Origin of the sequence: Streptomyces sp. NPDC005811, from assembly GCF_040630405.1 — a bacterium.
Lineage (GTDB): Bacteria > Actinomycetota > Actinomycetes > Streptomycetales > Streptomycetaceae > Streptomyces.
The window spans coordinates 255,291-276,312 of record NZ_JBEXXK010000004.1 but is presented as its reverse complement, the minus strand read 5'-3'; the positions used below and the strand labels follow the sequence as shown (position 1 = coordinate 276,312).

Sequence of the window (21,022 nt, the reverse complement as noted above, 5' to 3'; positions counted from 1 at the left end):
TCGATCTGCGGCTCCGCCGCGCGGGCGCGACCAGCCCCCACACACCCGCACCCCGAAAACTACGCATCCCCGGACGGCGGAGCCGTACTCGCCCTCACCACCAACCGCGTCGGCACCAACGTCGTCCCCCGCGCCCCGTCATCCGCATCCCGCATCTTCCGCAGCACGGCCCGCACACACAACCGCCCCACCTCCGCGAAATCCTGGTGCACGGTGGTGAGCGGCGGCATGAAGGACCCCGCCTCGGGAATGTCGTCGAACCCGATGACACTCACATCCTCCGGCACCCGCCGCCCCCGCTCCTGGAGCGCCCGCAGCAGCCCCAGCGCCATCTGGTCGTTGGCGACGAACACCGCCGTGCAGTCCTCGCGCGCGGCCAGCTCGATCCCGGCCAGGTACCCCGACTCCGCCGACCAGTCCCCCCGGATCAGCGGCGGCGCCGTACACCCCGCCTCGGTCAGCGCGGCCCGCCACGCGTCGGTGCGCCGCTGCGCGGCGAAGGAGTCCTCGGGTCCGCCCAGGTGCCACACCGTCTCGTGGCCGAGGCCGAGCAGATGCTGGACGGCGGTCCGGCTGCCGCCCGCCTGGTCGGTGTCGACGACGGTGTAGTGCTCGCCCGCGTCGGAGTCGACGACCAGTACCTGGACGTACGGCGGCAGCATGATCGTCGCCGCGTCCAGCAGATGCACCTCCATGATGACGATCACCGCGTCCACGGCCAGCTCCTCGAGCCGGCTGAACGCGCCGCGCACCTCGTCCTGCGTGGGCAGCGCCACCGGCAGCAGCGTCACGGCGTACCCCTCGGCGGCGGCCGAGTTGGCGATCGCCTCCAGGGTGCGCACATTGCCCGTCGAGGACAGCGAGAAGGTGATCACGCCGATGGTGCGGAACTCCCCGCGCTTGAGCGCGCGGGCGGCGCTGTTGGGCCGGTAGCCCAGCTCCTTCATCGCGGCGAGCACCTGCCGCCGTGTCTCCTCGTTCACACCGGCGTAACCGTTGGAGACCCGGGAGACGGTCTGCGACGAGACGCCCGCCAGGCGCGCCACGTCGGCCATGGAGGCGGTGACCCGGCCCTGTCTCGGCGTTCTCGCCGGGGTTCTTTCAGCCATCTCCATGGCGTCCCCGCCTCTCTGTCTGCACAGGTGTCACGGTCTCCCCCAAAGGACCCTTGACCATCGTAATCAGGGCAGTGTAGACATGCCGCCATCCAATGTTTACGTAAACATAACAGTCCGCCAAGGCTCTTGCGTGGCCGATGTTTGCGTAAACATCATGGTTCCGGTGGGGCGGCCGGGAATCTCCGCACCACCACTGGTTCCACCACCGCACAAGCGAGGAACGACATGACGACGCTGCAACCGCCGGCGGCCGCCGAGCCACGGCAGGCACCGCCTCCGGCGAGACGGGACCGACGCTCCTGGGCGGGGTGGGGTTTCATAGGTCCCTTCGTGGCCGTGTTCGCCTTGGTCTTCCTGGCTCCGATCGGCTACTCGATCTACCTGAGCCTCTTCCGTGACCAGCTCATCGGCGGCAACCACTTCGTCGGCCTGGACAACTACACGCAGGCCCTCCAGGACGACGCCTTCTGGGCGGCGGTCGGCAGGGTGGCACTCTTCCTCGCGGTCCAGGTGCCGATCATGCTGGGCATCGCCCTGCTGGTGGCGCTGGCCCTGGACAGCGGCCGCCTCTACGGCAAGAGCTTCTTCCGGATCACGATCTTCCTGCCGTACGCCGTGCCCGCCGTGGTCGCCACCCTGATGTGGGGCTTCATGTACGGCACCAAGTACGGCCTGGTGGGCGACATCAACTCCGCCTTCGGCACCTCGCTGCCGGACCTGCTCTCCCCGGGCTGGGTGCTCGCCTCCATCGGCAACATCGTCACCTGGGAGTTCGTCGGGTACAACATGCTGATCTTCTACTCGGCGCTGCGGGTCATCCCGACCTCGCTGTACGAGGCCGCGGAGATCGACGGTGCCGGTCAGTGGCGGATCATCAGCTCGATCAAGCTGCCCGCGATCCGGGGCGCGATCGTCATCGCGACGATCTTCTCGATCATCGGCAGCTTCCAGCTCTTCAACGAGCCGAGCATCCTGCGCCCCCTGGCGCTGAACTCCATCACCACCGACTACACGCCGAACTTCTACACGTACTCGCTGTCCTTCAACGGCCAGCAGCACAACTACTCCGCGACGGTGGCCATCATCATGGGCGTCATCACGATGATCGTCGCCTACGCCGTCCAGCTGCGCGGCATGCGCAAGGGAGCGTGACCCGATGAGCACCTCTGTCACCGCCTCCCCCGCGAAGAACACCGCCCCCAGGCTGCGGACCCCCCGCAAGAAGCACACCCCGGGCAAGCCGAGGCGCAATGTGCTGCTGACGGTGCTGATGGGCCTGATGGTCCTCTACACCGTGGTGCCGCTGATCTGGCTGGTCATCAACTCCACGAAGACCCAGACGGGTCTGGCCGAGTCCAACGGGCTGTGGTTCGCCCACGACTTCGCCCTGTGGGACAACGTCCGGGACACCTTCACCTACCACGACGGCATCTTCGGCCGCTGGCTGCTCAACACCCTGCTGTACGTGGTGCTCGGCGCGGGCGGCGCGACGCTGCTGGCGGTGCTGGGCGGGTACGCGCTGGCGAAGTTCGACTTCATCGGCAAGCGCGCGGTCTTCGCCGTGGTCATCGGCGCGGTGGCCGTGCCGGGTACGGCGCTGGCGGTGCCGACCTTCCTGATGTTCAGCAAGATGGGGCTGACCGACACCCCCTGGGCCGTGATCATCCCGTCCCTGGTGTCGCCGTTCGGTCTCTATCTGATGTGGGTGTTCGCCGCCGAGGCGATCCCGACCGAGCTGCTGGAAGCGGCCCGGATGGACGGGGCGAGCGAGGTGCGGACCTTCTTCCAGGTCGCCCTGCCGCTGCTGGCCCCCGGGATCGTGACCGTGCTGCTGTTCACCACCGTCGCCACCTGGAACAACTACTTCCTCCCGCTGATCATGCTCAAGGACCCGAACTGGTACCCGCTGACGCTGGGTCTGAGCGCCTGGAGCTCCCAGGCGCAGACCATCGGCGGTGACGTGATCTTCAACCTGGTGATCACGGGGTCCCTGCTCACGATCCTCCCCCTGATCGGCGCCTTCCTCTTCCTCCAGAAGTACTGGCAGTCCGGCCTCGCCGCCGGAAGCGTCAAGGAGTGACGCGGGCCGCGCCCTCCCCCGAGCCCCACATGTGAGCACGACCGGCACCACCCCCACCCTCACCTGTCCCACCCACGAAGAAGTGGAAACACCCTCATGCGCAGATCAACGAGCCGCATCCTGCGCGGCCTCGCCCTCCTCTCCACCCTCGCCCTCGGCGCCACCGCCTGCGGCAGCTCGGACGACAGCTCCGACACCAAGGCCGTCTCCGCCGGTGACATCCAGTCGGCCCTGAAGAAGGGTGGCTCGATCACCGTCTGGGCCTGGGAGCCCACCCTGAAGTCGGTCGCCGCCGACTTCGAGAAGAAGTACCCCAAGGTCAAGATCAACCTGGTCAGCGAGCGGTCCGGCGACAAGCACTACACCGCGCTGTCGAACGCCATCTCCGCCGGCAAGGGCGTCCCGGACGTCGCGCAGGTCGAGTACTTCGCGCTCGGCCAGTACTCCCTCACCAAGGGCCTGAGCGACCTGGCCCCGTACGGCGCCGGCAAGCTCGCCGCCAAGTTCACGCCCGGCCCGTGGAACGCCGTCAGCGACGGCGACAAGGTCTACGGTCTGCCGATGGACTCCGGTCCGATGGCGCTGTTCTACAACAAGACGGTCTTCGACAAGTACAAGATCGCCGTCCCGACCACCTGGGACGAGTACCTGGACGCGGCCCGCAAGCTGCACAAGGCCGACCCGAAGGCGTACATCGCCAACGACCTCGGTGACGCGGGCTTCACCACCTCCATGCTGTGGCAGGCCGGTTCGCGCCCGTACAAGGTCGACGGCACCAAGGTCGCCATCAACTTCGACGACGCCGGCGCCAAGAAGTTCGAGACCGTCTGGCAGAAGCTGATCAGCGAGAAGCTGCTCGCCCCGATCTCCGGCTGGACCGACGACTGGTACAAGGGCCTCGGCGACGGCACCATCGCCACCCTGGCCACCGGTGCCTGGATGCCCGCCAACTTCGAGACCGGCGTCCCGAACGCCAAGGGCGACTGGCGCGCCGCCGCCATGCCGGCCTGGACCAAGGGCGACAAGGCGAGCGCCGAGAACGGCGGCTCCTCCCTCGCGCTGCCCGCGCTGGGCAAGAACAAGGAACTCGCCTACGCCTTCGTCGAGTACGCGAACGCCGGTGACGGTGTGACCACCCGGGTGAGCGAGGGCGCCTTCCCGGCGACCGTCGCCGAGCTGCAGTCCACCGAGTTCAAGAACAAGGAGTTCCCGTACTTCGGTGGCCAGAAGGCCAACGAGATCTTCGCCGAGTCCGCCGCGAACGTCGCCGACGACTGGTCGTACCTGCCCTTCCAGCCGTACGCCAACTCGATCTTCAACGACACGGTCGGCAAGGCCTACGTCTCCTCCACCACGCTGGCCGACGGCCTGAAGGCCTGGCAGGACGCCTCCGTCAAGTACGGCGAGGAGCAGGGCTTCACCATCGAGAAGTAGTTCTCGGGCAGCAGTACGTCAACGCCGGGCGGCGCGGCTCCCGGGCCGCGCCGCCCCCGTGCACCACCCTTCGGAAGGACCGCCATGATCTCCACCCTCCAGTCCCGCATGCTGCGCGGGGCGGACGGTGACCCCGCCCCGCGACTGGCCTACGGCGCCGACTACAACCCCGAGCAGTGGCCCCGGGACGTGTGGGAGGAGGACGTCCGGCTGATGCGGGAGGCCGGCGTGACCGTCGTCTCCGTGGGGATCTTCTCCTGGGCGAAGATCCAGCCGGGCCCGGACACCTGGGACTTCGGCTGGCTCGACGAGGTCATGGACCTGCTGCACGCGGGCGGCATCGGCGTCGACCTGGCGACCGCGACCGCCTCCCCTCCCCCGTGGCTGACCACCGCCCACCCGGAGATCCTCCCGGTGACCGCGAACGGTGAGACGCTGTGGCCGGGCGCCCGCCAGCACTGGCGGCCCACCTCGCCGGTCTTCCGCGAGCACGCCCTGCGCCTGGTCCGCACGATCGCCGACCGCTACCAGGACCACCCGGCGCTGGTCGCCTGGCACGTCTCCAACGAGCTGGGCTGCCACAACGTCTACGACCACTCCGACGACGCGGCCCGCGCCTTCCGCGTCTGGCTGCGCGCCCGCTACGGCACGCTCGACGCCCTCAACCACGCCTGGGGCACCGCGTTCTGGTCGCAGCGCTACACCGACTGGGAGCAGATCCTGCCGCCCCGGCTGGCCGCCTCGCACCCGAACCCGACCCAGCAGCTGGACTTCAAGCGGTTCTCCTCGGACGCCCTGAAGGACCACCTCGTCGCCGAGCGCGAGATCCTGAAGGAGATCACGCCTGACATCCCCGTCACCACCAACTTCATGGTGATGGGCAACACCAAGGGCATGAACTACCCGGACTGGGCCGACGAGATCGACTTCGTCTCCAACGACCACTACGTCCACCCCGGCCCGCAGGACCGCGACGAGCTGTCCTTCTCCGCCAACCTGACCAGCGGCATCGCCGCCGGGCGGCCCTGGTTCCTGATGGAGCACTCCACCAGCGCGGTCAACTGGCAGCCGGTGAACGTGGCGAAGCGGCCGGGCGAGCTGGCCCGTGACGCGCTGCTGCACGTGGCGCACGGCGCGGACGCGGTGTGCTACTTCCAGTGGCGGCAGTCCGCGGCCGGCGCCGAGAAGTACCACTCGGCGATGGTCCCGCACGCCGGCGCCGACAGCGATGTCTTCCGCGCGGTGGCCGGTCTCGGCGCCACGCTCGAGGCGCTGGCCCCCGTGGCCGGCGCGGAGCGGGAGACCGCGGCCGTCGGCATCCTCTACGACTGGGACTCGTGGTGGGCGAGCGAGCAGGACTCGCACCCCACCTCGCTGCTCGACTACCGGCAGGAGGCGCTCGACTGGTACTCGGCGCTCCTCGCCCTGGGTGTGCGCGCCGACCTGGTCACCACCCGCGCCGACCTCTCCCGCCACCAGGTGCTCATCGCGCCCGTGCTGCACGTCGTGCCCGCCGGACTCGCCAAGGAGCTGACGCGGTACGCCGAACAGGGCGGCCATCTGATCACCACCTACTTCTCCGGTGTCGTCGACGAGAACGACCACGTCTGGCTCGGCGGCTACCCGGGCGCCCTGCGCGAGCTGCTCGGCATCCGCATCGAGGAGTTCGGCCCGCTGCTCGCCGGGGAGGACGTCGAGCTGGACGGCGCCGGCCCGGGCACCCTGTGGACCGACCGGATCACGGTCACCGACGAGGCCGACACCGAGGTCCTCGCGAGCTACCGCACCGGTGTGCACGCCGGCCGGCCCGCGATCACCCGGCGCACCACGGGCACCGGTTCCGCCGCCTACGTCTCCACCCGGCTCGGCGTCGAGGGGCTGCGCTCGCTGCTGCCGCGGCTGCTGGAGCCGGCCGGGGTGAGCAGCGAACTCCCCGAGGAGGCACGGGGCCGGGTCGAGCTGACCGTCCGCCGCGGGGCGTCGGAACGCTTCCTCTTCCTGGTGAACCGCACCGACGAGACGGTGCCGGTGACCGGCCTCGCGGGCGACGTGCTGGTCGGCGACGACCGCACGGACGGCGCCCTGGTCCTCGGGCCGCGCGCGGTCGCCGTACTGCGCCAGGCCCTGTAGGTCCTCCAGCACAACAGGCAGCACCCCACGACTCCCCGGCACGGCCTGACCCGTGCCGGGGGCCATCCCCTCCTGCCCGCGCGGCGGGAGGGGCCCACCACAGCGACCGCACCGCAGTTGGGAGCATTGATGGCACGCCGTACCAGACGGTCCCTCGGGGCCGCCGCGCTGACCGCCCTGGCCACCGGGGCCGCCCTGCTGAGCGTCCCTGCTCAGGCACGGGCCGACGCCGCCGTCACCGTGACGCCGGATCCGTCGTACCAGCAGGACAAGTTCGAGGGCTGGGGCACCAGCCTGGTCTGGTTCGCCAACGCGACCGGCGACTACCCGCCCGCGGTCCGCGAGAAGCTCGCGAAGCTGCTCTTCGGCGACGACGGGCTCGCGCTGAACATCGCCCGCTACAACATCGGCGGCGGCAACGCGCCGGACGTCAAGGACTATCTGCGCGCGGGCGGCGCGGTCGAGGGCTGGTGGAAGGCGCCCGCCGGCACCACCCGGACCGACACCGACTGGTGGAGCGCGGACGACAAGGCGGACTGGAACAAGGACGCCGACGCCACCCAGCGCTGGTGGGTGAACCGCATCAAGAACGACATCGACCACTGGGAGACGTTCAGCAACTCCCCGCCGTGGTTCATGACCGTCAGCGGGTACGTCTCCGGCGGGTTCAACGCCAACACCGACCAGCTCAAGGCCGACTCGGTCGACGACTTCGCCGCGTATCTCGCCGGGGCGACCAAGCTCCTGGAGAAGTCCGAGGGCATCGAGGTCGACACGGTCGACCCGTTCAACGAGCCCAACACCGGCTACTGGAGCACCCGTCTGGGCTCGGACGGCGAGCCCGTCGGCGGCCGGCAGGAGGGCGCCCACATCGGGCCCGAGCTCCAGCAGAAGGTACTCGCCGCGCTCCCGGCCGCGCTGAAGAAGGCCAAGGTCAAGGCCGACATCTCGGCGATGGACGAGACCAACCCGAGCATCTTCGCGACGAACTGGAACTCCTACTCGCAGGCGTCCAAGGACGCCGTCGGGCAGATGAACGTCCACACCTACGGCACCGGGCAGCGCACCACCGTGCGCGATCTCGCCAAGGCCGCCGACAAGCCGCTGTGGATGAGCGAGGTCGAGGGCGACTGGGGCGACGGACAGAGCTTCACCGACATGCGGCCGGGCCTCGGTCTCGCCCAGCAGATCGTCAACGACCTGCGCGAACTGGAGCCCAAGGCCTGGGTGTTCTGGCAGCCGGTCGAGGACTACGACAACATGAAGCCGGGCGGCGAGTCCGCCAAGGGCGGCAACTGGGGTTCCATCCAGCTCCCGTTCAGCTGCACCAGCGCGGACACGCTCCAGTCGTGCCCGATCTACACGAACACCAAGTTCGACACGGCCCGTAACTTCACGCACTTCATCAAGCCCGGCGACAAGCTGATCAAGGTGGACGACACCTCCAGCGCCGCGGCCGTGACGAAGGACGGCAAGGGCGCCTCGCTGGTCCACGTCAACAGCACCGCCGCGGCCCGCACGGTCACCATCGACCTGTCCAAGTTCCGCACGATCAAGAGCAACGCGACCGTCACCCCGACCGTGACCAGCGCCGACGGCAAGCTCGTCCGGCAGGCCCCGGTGCAGGTCGTCGACGGCAAGGCCACCTACACCGTGCCCGCCCAGTCCGTGACCTCCTTCTCCGTCAAGGGTGTCTCGGGTGTCGCGAAGAACGCGGGGCTCTTCAGCAAGGGCCACTCCTACACGCTGACCGGTGTGCAGAGCGGCAAGGCCGTCACCGTCGGGGCCAACGGCACCAACCTGGTGATCGGTGCGGCCAACGGCACGGTCGCGCAGGAGTGGCAGCTCGACGCGCGCCACGGCAAGAAGGGCAACCGTCAGCGGTACGTGTTCGCCAACCCGGCGGAGGGCAAGCGGCTCGCTGTGCGCGACAATGTGCCGGTCGTCGAGCCCGACACGGGTGAGCGTGACCCGGCGACTGAGTGGATCCTGTCCACCACGGGTGACGGCACGTGGACGCTGGTCAATGTGGCCACCTCCCGTGTCCTCGAGGTCGGCGGCCAGGCCACCAACGAGGGTGCCGCCGTGACCACCTGGCAGCCCAACTCCGGGTCGAATCAGCGGTGGAGGATCACCGACGTGACGTCCTGATCTGCCGTCGTCCGTCTGCGGCCGTCGTCGTGGCCGTTCGCGCAGTTCCCCTCGCCCCTTCAGGGTGCCGCCCGTACCGCGAGTTTCGTGGTGCGGGCGGTCTGGGTTGTCGGTATGCGTTCCAGGACTCCGCCGGCGAAGACGTCGTACAGCGGCAGGGTCTCCAGGTGGACGTAGCCGATGTGGCAGTCGCAGACGGCGAGGGGGCAGGCGCGGGGGCGCAGGGCGGCGCGGTAGGTGCCGTCGTAGAGGTTGCCGAGTGCGGCGGGGACGAAGTGGCAGCGGCGGACCGTGCCCTCGCCGTCGACCGAGATCACCGACTCGCCGGTGCGGCAGGGCAGTCCGGCGCTGGTGTGCGGATGGCGGCTGTACGGGAAGAGCGGGTCGAGGGCGGTCCAGTCCCCGGCCTCGGGGTCGGTGTAGGTGTGGCCCTCGGCCGCGTTGATCCACAGGTAGACGTGCTCGGGCAGGTCGGCGCGCAGGCGGCGGGCCGCTTCGAGGTGGTCGGGCAGACCGACGACGCCGACGCTGAAGCGGATGCCCCGGTCGGCGAGGTCGCGGCACTTGGTGAGGAAGCGGTCGTACGGGGTCTGGCCGGGGTGGTACGTGCACCACAGGGCCAGCGTCTCCGGGTCGGCGTCGGCGAGCCAGTCGGTACGGCAGCTGAGGTTGGTCTGGATGGCGACGCGGCGGATGTGTGGGAGGTGGGACAGCTCGGTCAGGGTGCGCCGGTACCAGGAGCGGACCAGGCCCTCCCCCCAGGGTGTGAAGAGCAGGGAGAGCCGGTCGTCCTTCTGGTCCGTGGCCCAGGCCGCGAAGCGTTCCAGCGCGGCGCGGTCGGCGCGCAGTTGGGCGGTGGAGTCGCGGCGCTTGGCGAACGGGCAGTAGGGGCAGTCGTAGTCGCAGGAGGCGAGCGGGCCCCGGTAGAGGAGGGTCAGGTCCATGGCGGCCGGTCACTTCCTCTCGTAGGCGGCCATGGCGGCCCGCACCGCCGGGGAGAACAGCTCGGGGCCGATGGCGTCGGAGTGCGCGAGGCCCTCGGCGGTGAGCCGCACGGTCCGGGAGTCCTCCGTCAGCCAGCCCCGGTCGGCGAATCCGGCGAGCTGCGGGCCGAAGTCCTCGGTGGGGGTGCCGCCGAAGCGCGCGCGGTAGTCCGCGACCCCGAGTCCCTCGGCCTGGAGCAGGGACTGCAGCAGGTGCCGGCGGCGGGACTCGTCGGGCGTCATGGCGTGGCCGACCTCGGCGTGCGTGAAGTCGGTGGTGGTGACGTAGTCGTCGATGATGCCGCGGATCTCGTGCATGCCGACCGCGTAGTCGAAGGAGTAGTGCAGTCCGGCGGTGTAGGAGCGGGCTCCGCAGCCCAGGCCGATCATGCCGTCGGTCTGGCAGGCGTAGTCGTCGGCGCCCTGGGGCGGGGCGTCGGCGCGGCGGAACATCCGCATGGACTGCTGGGTGTAGCCGTGCGCGAGGAGGTGGTCGCGGCCCGCCCGGTACAGGCTCAGTCGCTGCTCGTCCCAGGCCGGGTCGGGGCCGGTCGCGGCGCGCCGGTCGAGGCCGGTGAGGGGGCGGACGTAGAGCGGGTAGAGGTAGAGCTCCTCGGGGCGCCAGGCGAGGGCGGCGTCCAGCGAGTGCCGCCAGCTCTGCTCGGTCTGGCCGTCGATGCCGTAGATGAGGTCGATGTTGAGGACCGGGATGCGCGCGTCGCGGATGCGGGCGAGGGCGCTCTCGACGTCGGTGCGGCGCTGCGGGCGTACGGCGGCCCGGGCCTCGGTCTCGACGAAGCTCTGGACGCCCAGGCTGAGCCGGGTGGCGCCGCGCTCGGCGAGGACGGCGAGCCGGTCGGCGGTGGCGGTGGCGGGCGAGGCCTCGACGGACAGCGGGACCGCGCGCAGGTCGGCGCCCATCCGGTGCTCGGCGATGTCGCAGAGCCGCTCCAGTTCGGCGGCGGTGAGGAAGGTGGGGGTGCCGCCGCCGAACGCGGCCGTGGCGAAGCGGACGGCGTCCGTGTCGCCGAGGGCCTCGCGCACGGCCGTGGCCTGGCGGTCCAGGGCGTCGAGATAGGCGCCGGTGAGGCCGTCGGGGGCGCCGATGCGGGTGAAGAGGTTGCAGAAGCCGCAGCGGACCTCGCAGAACGGTATGTGCAGGTAGAGCGAGAGGGCGTCCTTGGGCTCGGCCGCCCACAGGCTCCGCAGCGCCGGCCGGTCGGTGAGCTTCCGGTAGGCCGTCTTGTGGGGGTAGGCGTAGACGTAGTGCTGGTAGGGGGTTGCCGCGGTCGCGGTGGTCATCGGGCGGCCTCCGCCGGGTCCAGGAAGAAGTGGGCGTACGGCACGGTCCACACCGACGGGTGGCCGAGGCGGTGGCCGGTGTAGCCGTCGTCGCCGTAGGCGGTGCCGTGGTCGGAGCAGACGATCGCGAAGCAGGGGCGCCGGCTGCTGGCGGCGGTGAGGAGCCGGCCGATGTGGCGGTCGACGTACTCCAGGGCGGCGGCGTGGGTCTCCCGGGTGTCGCCGGCCTCGCGGGTGGCACCGGGCTGATGGAACCAGTTCGGCTGGTGCAGGGCGGAGACGTTGACGAAGAGGAACAGCCTCTGTTCGGGCGGGAGTTCAGCGATGACGCGTTCCGCGCAGGCGACCTGGTTCTCGAAGGAGTGCGGTGAGGTGACGCCGAACTCCGGTGCCCAGTGCGACTCGTGGAAGAGTCCGGGCAGCACCGAGCCGAGCGGCCCCTGCTTGTTGAAGAAGCCCACTCCCCCGACGCACACCGTGTGGTAGCCGGCCTGCGCCAGGCCGGAGACCAGGTCCGGGGTGTCGTACACGAAGGTGCCGTCGGCGGTGGTCTCGCTGCCCGCGAAGCTCGCCGCGAACAGCCGCGGGTGCGGGCCGGGCGCCGCCGGGGTCGGCAGGAAGCCCGCGAAGATCGCCTGGTGGGAGGCGTAGGTGAAGCTGCCCGGGGCGTGCCGCTCCTCCCAGCGTCCGCCGGGCAGATGCCGGGCGAGGTGGGGGATGCGGCCCGCCTCCGCCAGCTCCGCGGCCACGTCGTACCGCAGGGTGTCGAGGGTGACCAGGAGGATGTCGTGGCTGCCGACGACGTCCTTCATCGCGGGCGGGTGGGGTTCAGGCATGGGGTGTTCCTCTGTCGTGCCGGTCGTGCAGTACGGCGGCCACCTGGGCGCCGTAGGTGTCCAGTCCCTCGGCGCCGCTGCCGGGCAGGCCGGTCAGCCGGGGCAGCAGGTCGCCGAAGGCGTTGACCTCGCCGACGGCGGCCCTGTGCCAGCCGACGGCCGGGAGCAGGTCGACGCCGACGCAGAGGGTGCGCGGGAAGCAGGCGGCGGCCCGCTCGCACACCCCGAGGACGTCGGCCCAGCGGGTACCGGCCGCCTCGAAGGACCGGCGGACGGCGTCGAGGTCGCCCCGGCTGCCGCCGAGGTGGAGATTGGTCAGGGGTGAGCGGCTGGTGCGGACCACCGCGTGGGTGGCCCGGCCGGCCACGACGACGACCCGCAGATCGGCGGCGCGGCCCTCCTGGGAGGCCTTCGGCAGCCAGCGTTCGAGGTGCAGGCCGTCCGGGGCGAGGGCGTCGACGACGGCCGCGATGTCCCGCTCGCTCTCGTAGCGGCGCACCTTGAGGGAGTTGTGCAGCCGGCCGTCCTCGGCCAGCTCCACCGACGTGGTGGCCCTGATCCGGCCGCCGCCGCCCGCCTCCACCGCGAGGACGCCCGACGCGGACGATCCGTGCGCGGGTTTCACGAACAGCCGGTGCATCCGGTGCGCGCGCATCAGGGCCCGTACGTCGTCCCAGCCGCGCACCTCGGCCGCGTCCGGACCCGAGGTCGGCGAGGCGGGCACGGGGACCCCGGCGGCGTCGAGGACGGCGTGGCAGCGGCGTTTGTCGAACAGGACGGCGAGGTCGTCCGGGTCGTCGAGGCGGCGGCCGCCGCGCAGAGCGCGCACCGCGGCGGTGAGGCGGGCGTACCAGCGGGCCGATCCCTCGACCCGGGTGGGGTCGCCGGGGCCCCGGAGGATCCGGTCGACCTCGGTGTTCTCCCCGGGGGAGTCGACGCGGACGGTCTCGTCGGCGGCGAAGTCGGCTCCGCCGTCGCGCAGGACGTCCGTCCACGGGACGATCCGCGGGGCGGGCAGGCCGGCCGCGAGGACCGCGTCGCCGAAGAGGGCGACGCGGCGGTTCTCGGGGTTGCCGACCACCGCGAAACGCGGCGCCGGCGGGGCGGATGTGCTCACTCGGGGGTGCTCACTCGCCCACGGCGACATAGCGCCAGACCGTGCCGTCGTCCTCGGTGTCCTCGTCGGCGTCGTCGCGGTCGAGGTCCAGTTCGACGCCCGCGAGGGTCTGTCGCAGGCGGTCCTGGAGCGGCTCGGTGAGGTAGTGGTGGTGCAGGTCGAGCTTCTTGAGGTGGGTGAGCGGCTGGCCGCCGAGCAGCGCGGCGGCGCCCTCGTCGGTCAGGATGCCCATGGAGAGGTCCAGCACCTCCAGGCGGGCGACGACCGGCGCGGAGGCGACGGCCGCGGCGACGGCGTCCTGCATCTCGCTGTTGCGCAGGGCCAGATGACGCAGGTGCGGCAGCCGGGCGCCGGACAGGAGGGGCTCCAGGTCGGCGACCTCGCTGTCGCCGCCGTAGTCGGGGGTGCCGAGCCACAGGTCGAGGTGCTCCAGGGCGGGCAGGTCGCTGCCGCCGACCCCGCGCACCACCTCGGCGCCCAGGCCGCCCGCCTCGATGACGAGCCTGCGCAGCGCGCCGTGGCGCACCGCGGGGAACTTCAGCCCGGAGCCGCCGCGCACGCCCAGCTCCTCCAGCGCGGGGTAGGCCTCGAGCAGCGGGGTGACGTCGGTCTGGTTGATCCAGGAGATCTCGCACTCCTCGGACTCCATGTCGCCCACGAACAGGGCGCGCAGCGCGGGGAAGCGGTCGCGGGCGCCGACCAGGGCGTCGACGACGACGGTGGGCTCGGTGTCGTACGCCTCCTGCCAGGGGCCGACGATCAGGGCGCGTACACGGGTGGTGTCGACGGTGGCGCAGAAGCGGTCGAAGGCCGCCGTCCACGGCTCGTCGGAGTCGTAGACGTCGCTGGTGATCCGCCAGGCGAAGCCGTCGGCGTCGGGCAGGTCGCCGGTCGGGGCGTCGGGACCCGGGAAGGAGTAGGCGGGCAGCCCGTACAGCGAGACGAGATGGGTGGCGTAGGACATACGGCTGCTCCTGTGCGGAAAACGTGTGCGATCCCTGATGCCCGCAGTTGTACCAACAGGCACTGACAACGGCCGTCGGCGGGGGCGGGGTTGCGGGGCGGGTCCGGGGCGTTGTCAGTGGTGGCCCGTACGGTCGTTCTCATGAGGCCGGTGCGAGGGCACCCGGCGGTGAGGGGAGAGCCATGTACCGGCAGGGAGACGTGCTGATCGTGCCCGTGGACACGGCGGCGGTGCCGCCGCATGTCGCCCAGGCGCCGCGGGAGGCACGGGACGGGCGGGGGCGGCTGGTGCTGGCGCTGGGCGAGGTCACCGGGCACGCCCACGCCGTGGTGGGGCCGGGTGATCTGGTGCGCGAGCCGGGGCCGTTCGGGCCGCTGCTGCTGCATCTGCCGCAGGGCGGCCGGGTGGTGCACGAGGAGCACGCGGTGATCCCCCTGCCGAAGGGCTGGTACCGGGTGATCCGGCAGCGGGAGTACGTGCCGGGGTCCGTGCGGATCGTCGCGGACTGAACCCGGCCGGGGCGGGACGAGCAGGACGCAACAAGGGTGAACAGGGAGTGGGGGAAAGACCGATGACGACGACGGGTGTGCAGGTGGGGGCCGTGGCCTCGGACGAGAATCTCGCCGCGTGGCGGTCGTGCGCCACGGCGACCGGTCCCGCCGACCGGGCGGCGGCCGAGGCCGGTGTGCGCCGGGCCTACCGGCAGGCCGGGCTGGCCGAGCCGGAGCGGGTGGTGTGGGCGGGTTCGCCGCGCGAGGCGGTGACGCTGATCCGGGCGATGGCGGACACGGGGCCGAGCGTGCGTGAGACCGTGCGCAGCGCCCCCTGGGCGCAGGAGCGGCAGGTGCTGCACTCGGAGTTGGGCACGGCGGGCTGGCCGGCGCACTGGGCGGCCACGGGTGGCCGGCTGTGGGACTCCACCCAGGCGCTGGTGGAGCGGATCCGGACCGGGCTCCTGGAGGAACTGGCCGGCGGGGACACCGGCGAGGAGGCCGCGCGGATACGGCTGATCCTGCTGGACGCGGTGCTGGGGCAGCACGACGCGCCGTGGCTCGCCGCGTTCGCCACCGACGGCGGCCCGCTCGACGGGCTGGCCACGGTGTCCCGCACCGCGGGCTGGTGGTGGCCGTTCGCGAAGGTGGCGGTGGTGTCGGAGCGGCCGGTGGCGCTGCACCGCGACGAGGCGGGCCGGCTCGACCACGGCGACGGCCCGGCGCTCGCCTACCCCGACGGCTTCGCCCTGTACGCCTGGCGGGGCATGCCGGTGCCGGCCGCCTTCCTGGCGGAGCTGCCGTCGCTCACCCCGGAGCGGATCCGGGCCGAGGAGAACGCCGAACTGCGCCGGGTGATGCTGGAGTACTACGGCTACGACCGTTATCTGGCGGACTCCGGTGCCCGCCCCGTCCACCGGGACGGGACGGGCATCCTGTGGCGGATCGACCTCGCGGACGACGAGCCCGTGGTGATGGTGGAGGTCGTCAACTCCACGCCGGAGCCGGACGGCACCCGGCGCACGTACTGGCTGCGGGTACCGCCGTCGACGCGGACGGCGCGGGAGGGGGTCGCCTGGACGTTCGGGCTGGCGGCGGACGTGTACCGGCCGCTGGTGGAGACCTGAGGTCTCAGACCTCGCCAGTGCGGGCCAGCACGTCCGTGACCTGTTCGCGCAGCTGTGCCCGCGCCGGGGCGGGCAGGGCGGCGAGGTCGGTCCGCTCCAGGGCGTGCAGCACCTGGTCGGCGTCCGCGGTGAAGGGGGTGCTCTCGCTGAGCACCTCGTAGCCGTCGCGTACGGCCACCCGCAGCAGCGCGGGCGCCTCGGCGTCGCCGTCGGCGTGCACCGCGGCGGCCACGACGAGCGGGGGCGGGCCGCCCGCGTCGCCCTCCACCTTGCGGTAACCGCTGACCAGGGGGGTGCGCCAGCGCAGGCCGAGCAGCAGCGGACGCTTGGCCACCAGCTCGGTGAGATCGGTGTCGTACACGCTGTCGGGTTCCAGGACCGTGGCGCGGGCGTCCAGCACCAGGGCCGCGGGGAGCAGACAGCGCAGGGTGGAGCCGACGATGTTGCCGCCGACGGTGGCGGTCCGGCGCACCGCGCCGGTGCCGATGCCGGAGGCCGCCCGGTGCAGCACCTCGGGCACGGTGGCGTCGACGCGGTGCAGCAGGACGGCCCCGCCGAGTTCCTCGGCGCCGACGACGTTCGCCTCCGGTACGTGGCGCAGCGACACCGCCTGTTCCGGGAAGCCGTCCCGTTGCCAGGCGGCCCACACCAGTGTGGCCCCGCCGATCGGTACCGCCCCCTCGGCCAGACAGCGCTGGGCGTCGGATATGGAGGAGGGAAGACGCAACTGCACGACAACCGACCTGCCTTCCCGGGTAGTTCGAGGGGAGACACGTGTCACTCCCCCGTGTGATCAATGGCAGAACGGATTCTGCCCAGGCGCACGGGGGCGCATACAGGGCTCATGGCGGCACTCTGTGCCAGGACAAAATGCGTTGCGGCCGGTCCTCCCGCTGCCGACCCTTGCCCCATGTCCTCTGTCCTGCGTCCCGCCGCTCTCACCGACGCGCCCGCCGTGACCGAACTGCTCAACGCCGTCGACCTGATCGAGATCGGCCGGCCCGAGACGGATCTGCACACCGTCGAGGCCGATCTGAAGCATCCCGGGACCGATCTGGAGCGCGACTCCTGGCTCGCCTTCGCGGACGACCGGCTGGTGGCCTACGGGCTGCTGTGGGACGAGTCGGGGGGCGAGCGCGTCGACATCGACCACTACGTCCTGCCCGACCGCCAGGACGCCGGACGGCTCGTCCTGGAGGCGATGGAGGCGCGGGCGCTGGAGCGGGCCCGGGAGAACGGCGCCGGGCGCGCCGTGGTGCATCTGCACCTCAACGTCGCGCCCACGCTGGACACCTCGCTGCTGACGGAACGCGGCTGGTCCGTCGTACGCCGGTATCACGTGCTGCGCCGGGCGCTGGACCCGGACGGGGACCGGGCGCCCGCCCTGCCCTCCGGGGTGCGGCTGCGCCCGTGCGCCACCGAGGCGGACCGGCGGCGGGTGCACGAGCTGTACCAGGCCACGTTCGCCGAGCACTTCGACTTCCAGCCGCGCGGCTACGAACCGTGGCTGCACGACGTGGACGCCGAGGGGCTCGACTGGTCGCTGGTGTGGATCGTCGGCACGGAGGACCTCGGGGACACCGGGTTCCTGCTGGCCCGTGACGACCGTGAGGCGATGGGCTGGATCCGCAGCCTCGGGGTGCTGCGCGAGGCCCGGGGGCGCGGGCTGGCCGGGCTGCTGCTGCGGCACGCCTTCGCGGCCTTCGCCGCCCGGGGCCGGGAGACCGTGGGGCTCGGCGTGGACACCTCCAACGCCACGGGTGCCCCGCAGCTGTACGCCCGCAACGGGATGGGCGTGCACTACGCAGTGGACACCTGGGAGGCCGTACTGCGCTGAAGGGCCGGACCGGCCCTAGGGGGTCGCGGCGGGCAGTCGGGTGGGGACGGCGGGCAGCATCATGCCGTCGCCGATCGGCGCGGTGTGGGGTACGAGGGCGCCTTCCCGGGCGATCCTGAGCAGATCCGGGAGGCTGTAGGGCTCGGCGCCCTCGAGGTCGACCTTGTAGCCCAGGTCGCCGAGGCTCGCGGCGGTCATCCGGCTCAGCGGGTTGCCCGCGCCGGAGATGAACGGCGACATGAGTTCGTTGACGAAGACGGCCTCACGCCAGTGGCTGTCCTGGGTGCCGGGGCCGCCGAAATTCGCGACCGGTACCGGGACGGGTTCGATTTCGCCGAGGAGTGAGGCGAACTCGGACATGGCGCCCAGGCCCACAAAGGTGGGGTTCTCGGTGCCGGCGCCCTTGAGGAGACCGAAGTGCGTCCAGAGGACGCCGATGCCGAGGACGTGTCCCATTTCATGGGTGATCACGTCGACGAGTGTGCCCTCCGCTTCCATCTGGGCGAGATCGGCGGCGTCGAAGCGCATCACGCCCTTCGCCGGCAGATCCGCCCCGAACTGTGCCGAGCCGTCGCGGAAATCGGTGGGTCCGGCCATGCCCAGGATGCGGCCGGGGCCGTCGATGGTCACGCCTTCGGCCTCGATCAGCAGGTCGTCGATGATGTCCTCGCCCACGACAGCGGTGTCCAGGTCACCGACGATGACCCGGGCCCACCGGTCGGCCGCCGCCGCGAAGGCGTCCTGCTGATGGCTGGTCAGTCCGCCGAGGAAGCGGACCTCGATGGTGAACGGTGACGTCGTGGCGGCGACTTCCCTTGCCCTCTCGAAACTGGCGACCGCTCGATACGTCTGGAAATTGTTGGTGGCGACCTTGCCCATTTCGGTTCTCCCGTCCCTCGACCCCCACAAGAATCATCCCCCTCTCGCCACACTAGGCCGAAAGGGTGACCTGTGCCCGTTCGGGAGAATTCAATGGGCAGACAGAAGTGTCGAATTCAATTGAATGCGACCCTGCCCTGAGGTGCAGATGAGCGGCACATTTCCTAGACTGGTATGCGGGCTTTTCCAGGGGGGTTTTCACCGCAGCTTCAGGAGAGATCATGGCCGTGAAGCATGCCGTCCCCCGCGCCGCCCCGCTCTACGCGCTCGCGGCGATCCGCGTGTTCAACGGAGCCACCGGGCTGTTGGCGCCCGAGCTGCTCATCCGGCGTCTGGACCCCGGCCGCGCGCCGCAGAGCCCGGCGGCCGTCTACGCCTTCCGGCTCTTCGGCATCCGTACCGTCCTGCTCGGCCTGGATCTGCTGACCCATTACGGCGAGCGGCTCCGGGAAGACGTGCACGAGGGGATCCTGATCCACGCCAGCGACACCGCGACGGCGGCGATGCTCGGTCTCAGCGGCCGGCTCCCACCGCGCACCGCGATCCTGACCACGCTCATCTCGGCCACCAACACCGCCCTGGCCGTCACGGCCGGCCTCCCGCCGCGCGACTGCGCCAAGGGCAGGCGGACATGACCCCCGCACTGCCCGGGCCCGATGCGGCTCCCCCGGCCGAGACGGGTTTCGACTACGTCGTCGTCGGCGCCGGTGCCGGAGGCGGGCCGCTCGCGGCCAACCTCGCCGCGGCGGGCCGGCGCACCCTGCTGCTCGACGCGGGCGGCGCCACGGAGAACGACGCCTACCTGGTCCCCGCCTTCCACGCCGACGCCTCCGAGGACCCGGTCCAGTGCTGGAACTACTTCGTACGGCACTACGAGGACGAGCGGCAGCAGCGGCGCGACGGCAAGTTCGTCGCGGACCGGGACGGTGTCCTCTACCCGCGCGCGGGCACCGTCGGCGGCTGCACCGCGCACCACGCGCTGATCACGGTCTATCCGTACAACCGCGACTGGGACGCGATCGCCGAGGAGACCGGCGACCCGAGCTGGCACTCCACGGCCATGCGCGGGTACTTCGAGCGGCTGGAGCGCTGCGCGTACCGTCCCCGGCCCAAGGAACCGCCCGCGATCCCGCTGCTGGCGGCGCTGCTGAAGGCGCTGCCGTTCCTCGCGGGCCGGTACCGCAACAGCGCGCGGCACGGTTTCGACGGCTGGCTGCCGACCGCCCTGGCCGATCCCGGACTGATCGTCCAGGACAAGCAGTTGCTGAAGGTGATCCTCTCCGCCGCGGAGAGCGCGCTGGCCGACTTCCTCGACCGGCCGCTGTCCCCGCTGGAGGGGCTCGGCTCCTTCGTCGACCCCAACGACTGGCAGGCGCAGACGCGTGCGCTGCAAGGGCTGTGGCAGATCCCGCTCTCCACGGCGGACGGGCGGCGCAGCGCCGTACGGGAGCGGGTCCGGGCGGTGGAGCGCGAGCATCCGGGCCGTCTGGTGGTCCGTACCCACGCGCTGGCGGCCCGGGTGGTGCTGGACGGCGGCGGGGCGGCGACGGGGGTCGACTACCTGGACGGGGCGCACGTCTACCGGGCGGACCCGGCGAGCGGGCCGGCCGCCGGGCCGCCGGTCCTGCGCAGGGTCCTCGCCTCCCGCGAGGTGATCGTGGCGGCCGGGGCGTTCAACTCGCCGCAGCTGCTCATGCTGTCGGGCATCGGACCGCGTGAGGAACTGAGCCGGCACGGCATCCCGGTGCGGGTCGATCTGCAGGGGGTGGGCGCGCATCTGCAGGACCGGTACGAGGTGGGCGTGGTCAGCCGGATGGACCGGGAGTTCCCCGTCGTCGCGGACTGCGACTTCCACGCGCCGCGGCCCGGGACAACGCCGGACCGCTGTTACCGGGCCTGGCAACGGGGCGAGGGGCTGTACACGACCAATGGCGCCGTCGTCGGCATCACCCGCAAGTCCCTCCCGGAGCTGGACGCTCCCGATCTGTTCGTCTTCGGCGGGCCCTTCGACTTCCGTGGCTACCGGCCCGGCTACTCCCTCGACCTCACCCGCCACCGGGACCGTTTCACCTGGGCCGTCCTCAAGAGCCGTACCCACAACACCGGGGGCCGGGTGCGACTGCGCTCGGCCGATCCCCGGGACACCCCGCTGGTGAACTTCCACTACTTCGCCGAGGGCACCGACAAGGACGACCTGGATCTCGAGGCGATGGCCGACGCCATGGAGTTCGTGCGCGGCATGAACCGCAGGGCCGGTCCGGTGATCCGCGAGGAACTGTGGCCCGGCAAGGAGGTCCGCGGCCACGAGGACATACGCCGCTTTGTCCGGGACGAGGCGTGGGGCCACCACGCGTCCTGCACCTGCCGGATGGGGCGGGCGGACGATCCCTCGGCCGTCGTCGACAGCGACTTCCGGGTGCGCGGGGTGGACCGGCTGCGGGTGGTCGACGCCTCGGTGTTCCCCCGCATCCCCGGATTCTTCGTCGCCCTGCCCGTCTACATGATCAGCGAGAAGGCGAGCGATGTGATCCTCGCCGACCGGGGGACGGAGTGATCCTCCCCGCTTAAGGAGC

The 21,022-nt window shown here is 71.4% G+C and carries 18 protein-coding genes; 10 read left to right on the top strand and 8 right to left on the bottom strand.

Annotation, left to right across the window (positions count from 1 at the left end; translation table 11 throughout):
- Window positions 1-59 precede the first annotated feature (59 nt).
- Window positions 60-1,055, bottom strand: coding sequence for a LacI family DNA-binding transcriptional regulator (locus ABZ490_RS06320; protein WP_358985116.1), 996 nt, complete (start codon window positions 1,053-1,055; stop codon window positions 60-62).
- Between the two features lie 288 nt (window positions 1,056-1,343).
- Here ABZ490_RS06320 and ABZ490_RS06315 point away from each other — a divergent pair, with 288 nt between their 5' ends.
- From ABZ490_RS06315 to ABZ490_RS06295, 5 genes are all read left to right on the top strand, one after another.
- A complete protein-coding gene (locus ABZ490_RS06315; protein WP_358984971.1) occupies window positions 1,344-2,270 on the top strand; it encodes a sugar ABC transporter permease in 927 nt (308 codons plus the stop codon).
- A 4-nt stretch (window positions 2,271-2,274) separates the two neighbouring features.
- On the top strand, window positions 2,275-3,198 hold the full coding sequence (locus ABZ490_RS06310) for a carbohydrate ABC transporter permease (RefSeq protein ID WP_358984968.1): 924 nt from the start codon (window positions 2,275-2,277) through the stop codon (window positions 3,196-3,198).
- Window positions 3,199-3,294: 96 nt separating this feature from the next.
- Window positions 3,295-4,632: an extracellular solute-binding protein gene (locus ABZ490_RS06305; RefSeq protein WP_358984965.1), complete on the top strand. Its 1,338-nt coding sequence runs from the start codon at window positions 3,295-3,297 to the stop codon at window positions 4,630-4,632.
- An 84-nt stretch (window positions 4,633-4,716) separates the two neighbouring features.
- The gene (locus ABZ490_RS06300; RefSeq protein WP_358984962.1) at window positions 4,717-6,762 is read left to right on the top strand and encodes a beta-galactosidase; all 2,046 of its coding nucleotides are present in this window, start codon (window positions 4,717-4,719) and stop codon (window positions 6,760-6,762) included.
- 129 nt (window positions 6,763-6,891) lie between these two features.
- Window positions 6,892-8,913, top strand: coding sequence for a glycoside hydrolase (locus ABZ490_RS06295; protein ID WP_358984959.1), 2,022 nt, complete (start codon window positions 6,892-6,894; stop codon window positions 8,911-8,913).
- 59 nt (window positions 8,914-8,972) lie between these two features.
- On the opposite strand, the gene ABZ490_RS06290 is transcribed toward ABZ490_RS06295, so the two are convergent.
- The 5 genes from ABZ490_RS06290 to ABZ490_RS06270 are packed head-to-tail and all read right to left on the bottom strand — an operon-like array spanning window position 8,973 to window position 14,115.
- Window positions 8,973-9,857 (bottom strand): STM4011 family radical SAM protein, encoded by an 885-nt coding sequence (locus ABZ490_RS06290; protein ID WP_358984955.1) that lies wholly within the window; start codon window positions 9,855-9,857, stop codon window positions 8,973-8,975.
- A gap of 9 nt (window positions 9,858-9,866) precedes the next feature.
- Window positions 9,867-11,198 carry an STM4012 family radical SAM protein gene (locus tag ABZ490_RS06285; protein ID WP_358984953.1) on the bottom strand — a complete coding sequence of 444 codons (1,332 nt, stop codon included), beginning with the start codon at window positions 11,196-11,198 and terminating at the stop codon, window positions 9,867-9,869.
- Entirely contained in the window at window positions 11,195-12,010 is an 816-nt protein-coding gene (locus ABZ490_RS06280; protein WP_358985113.1) for an STM4013/SEN3800 family hydrolase, read from the bottom strand. Before ABZ490_RS06280 ends, ABZ490_RS06285 begins: the two co-directional genes overlap by 4 nt.
- A gap of 16 nt (window positions 12,011-12,026) precedes the next feature.
- Window positions 12,027-13,151, bottom strand: a complete 1,125-nt coding sequence (locus ABZ490_RS06275) for an STM4014 family protein (RefSeq protein WP_358984950.1) — start codon at window positions 13,149-13,151, stop codon at window positions 12,027-12,029.
- 10 nt (window positions 13,152-13,161) lie between these two features.
- Window positions 13,162-14,115, bottom strand: a complete 954-nt coding sequence (locus ABZ490_RS06270; protein ID WP_358984947.1) for an STM4015 family protein — start codon at window positions 14,113-14,115, stop codon at window positions 13,162-13,164.
- A 182-nt stretch (window positions 14,116-14,297) separates the two neighbouring features.
- Between ABZ490_RS06270 and ABZ490_RS06265 the strand changes: the two genes are divergently transcribed.
- Window positions 14,298-14,624, top strand: coding sequence for a hypothetical protein (locus ABZ490_RS06265; RefSeq protein WP_358984945.1), 327 nt, complete (start codon window positions 14,298-14,300; stop codon window positions 14,622-14,624).
- 62 nt (window positions 14,625-14,686) lie between these two features.
- The gene (locus tag ABZ490_RS06260) at window positions 14,687-15,733 is read left to right on the top strand and encodes a DUF6745 domain-containing protein (RefSeq protein WP_358984942.1); all 1,047 of its coding nucleotides are present in this window, start codon (window positions 14,687-14,689) and stop codon (window positions 15,731-15,733) included.
- A 4-nt stretch (window positions 15,734-15,737) separates the two neighbouring features.
- Here the strand turns inward: ABZ490_RS06260 and ABZ490_RS06255 are convergent, their stop codons facing one another.
- Entirely contained in the window at window positions 15,738-16,466 is a 729-nt protein-coding gene (locus tag ABZ490_RS06255; RefSeq protein ID WP_358984939.1) for an FAD binding domain-containing protein, read from the bottom strand.
- A gap of 177 nt (window positions 16,467-16,643) precedes the next feature.
- On the opposite strand from ABZ490_RS06255, the gene ABZ490_RS06250 reads away from it, so the two are divergent.
- Window positions 16,644-17,570, top strand: a complete 927-nt coding sequence (locus ABZ490_RS06250) for a GNAT family N-acetyltransferase (RefSeq protein WP_358984937.1) — start codon at window positions 16,644-16,646, stop codon at window positions 17,568-17,570.
- Between the two features lie 15 nt (window positions 17,571-17,585).
- Here the strand turns inward: ABZ490_RS06250 and ABZ490_RS06245 are convergent, their stop codons facing one another.
- The gene (locus tag ABZ490_RS06245) at window positions 17,586-18,449 is read right to left on the bottom strand and encodes a peptidase (RefSeq protein WP_358984934.1); all 864 of its coding nucleotides are present in this window, start codon (window positions 18,447-18,449) and stop codon (window positions 17,586-17,588) included.
- Window positions 18,450-18,670: 221 nt separating this feature from the next.
- Here ABZ490_RS06245 and ABZ490_RS06240 point away from each other — a divergent pair, with 221 nt between their 5' ends.
- Window positions 18,671-19,084: a hypothetical protein gene (locus ABZ490_RS06240; protein WP_358984931.1), complete on the top strand. Its 414-nt coding sequence runs from the start codon at window positions 18,671-18,673 to the stop codon at window positions 19,082-19,084.
- Entirely contained in the window at window positions 19,081-21,003 is a 1,923-nt protein-coding gene (locus tag ABZ490_RS06235) for a GMC oxidoreductase (RefSeq protein WP_358984929.1), read from the top strand. The genes ABZ490_RS06240 and ABZ490_RS06235 overlap by 4 nt, the downstream gene beginning before the upstream one ends.
- Window positions 21,004-21,022: the final 19 nt, after the last annotated feature.

Excerpts from the sequence above, each read along its gene's own strand:
- ABZ490_RS06295 (WP_358984959.1), top strand. The coding sequence starts at position 6,892 with ATGGCACGCCGTACCAGACGGTCCCTCGGGGCCGCCGCGCTGACCGCC.
- ABZ490_RS06305 (WP_358984965.1), top strand. The coding sequence starts at position 3,295 with ATGCGCAGATCAACGAGCCGCATCCTGCGCGGCCTCGCCCTCCTCTCC.
- ABZ490_RS06315 (WP_358984971.1), top strand. The coding sequence starts at position 1,344 with ATGACGACGCTGCAACCGCCGGCGGCCGCCGAGCCACGGCAGGCACCG.
- ABZ490_RS06240 (WP_358984931.1), top strand. The coding sequence starts at position 18,671 with ATGGCCGTGAAGCATGCCGTCCCCCGCGCCGCCCCGCTCTACGCGCTC.
- ABZ490_RS06290 (WP_358984955.1), bottom strand. The coding sequence starts at position 9,857 with ATGGACCTGACCCTCCTCTACCGGGGCCCGCTCGCCTCCTGCGACTAC.
- ABZ490_RS06265 (WP_358984945.1), top strand. The coding sequence starts at position 14,298 with ATGTACCGGCAGGGAGACGTGCTGATCGTGCCCGTGGACACGGCGGCG.
- ABZ490_RS06245 (WP_358984934.1), bottom strand. The coding sequence starts at position 18,449 with ATGGGCAAGGTCGCCACCAACAATTTCCAGACGTATCGAGCGGTCGCC.
- ABZ490_RS06280 (WP_358985113.1), bottom strand. The coding sequence starts at position 12,010 with ATGAAGGACGTCGTCGGCAGCCACGACATCCTCCTGGTCACCCTCGAC.
- ABZ490_RS06250 (WP_358984937.1), top strand. The coding sequence starts at position 16,644 with ATGTCCTCTGTCCTGCGTCCCGCCGCTCTCACCGACGCGCCCGCCGTG.
- ABZ490_RS06320 (WP_358985116.1), bottom strand. The coding sequence starts at position 1,055 with ATGGCCGACGTGGCGCGCCTGGCGGGCGTCTCGTCGCAGACCGTCTCC.
- ABZ490_RS06235 (WP_358984929.1), top strand. The coding sequence starts at position 19,081 with ATGACCCCCGCACTGCCCGGGCCCGATGCGGCTCCCCCGGCCGAGACG.
- ABZ490_RS06310 (WP_358984968.1), top strand. The coding sequence starts at position 2,275 with ATGAGCACCTCTGTCACCGCCTCCCCCGCGAAGAACACCGCCCCCAGG.
- ABZ490_RS06270 (WP_358984947.1), bottom strand. The coding sequence starts at position 14,115 with ATGTCCTACGCCACCCATCTCGTCTCGCTGTACGGGCTGCCCGCCTAC.
- ABZ490_RS06300 (WP_358984962.1), top strand. The coding sequence starts at position 4,717 with ATGATCTCCACCCTCCAGTCCCGCATGCTGCGCGGGGCGGACGGTGAC.
- ABZ490_RS06260 (WP_358984942.1), top strand. The coding sequence starts at position 14,687 with ATGACGACGACGGGTGTGCAGGTGGGGGCCGTGGCCTCGGACGAGAAT.
- ABZ490_RS06285 (WP_358984953.1), bottom strand. The coding sequence starts at position 11,198 with ATGACCACCGCGACCGCGGCAACCCCCTACCAGCACTACGTCTACGCC.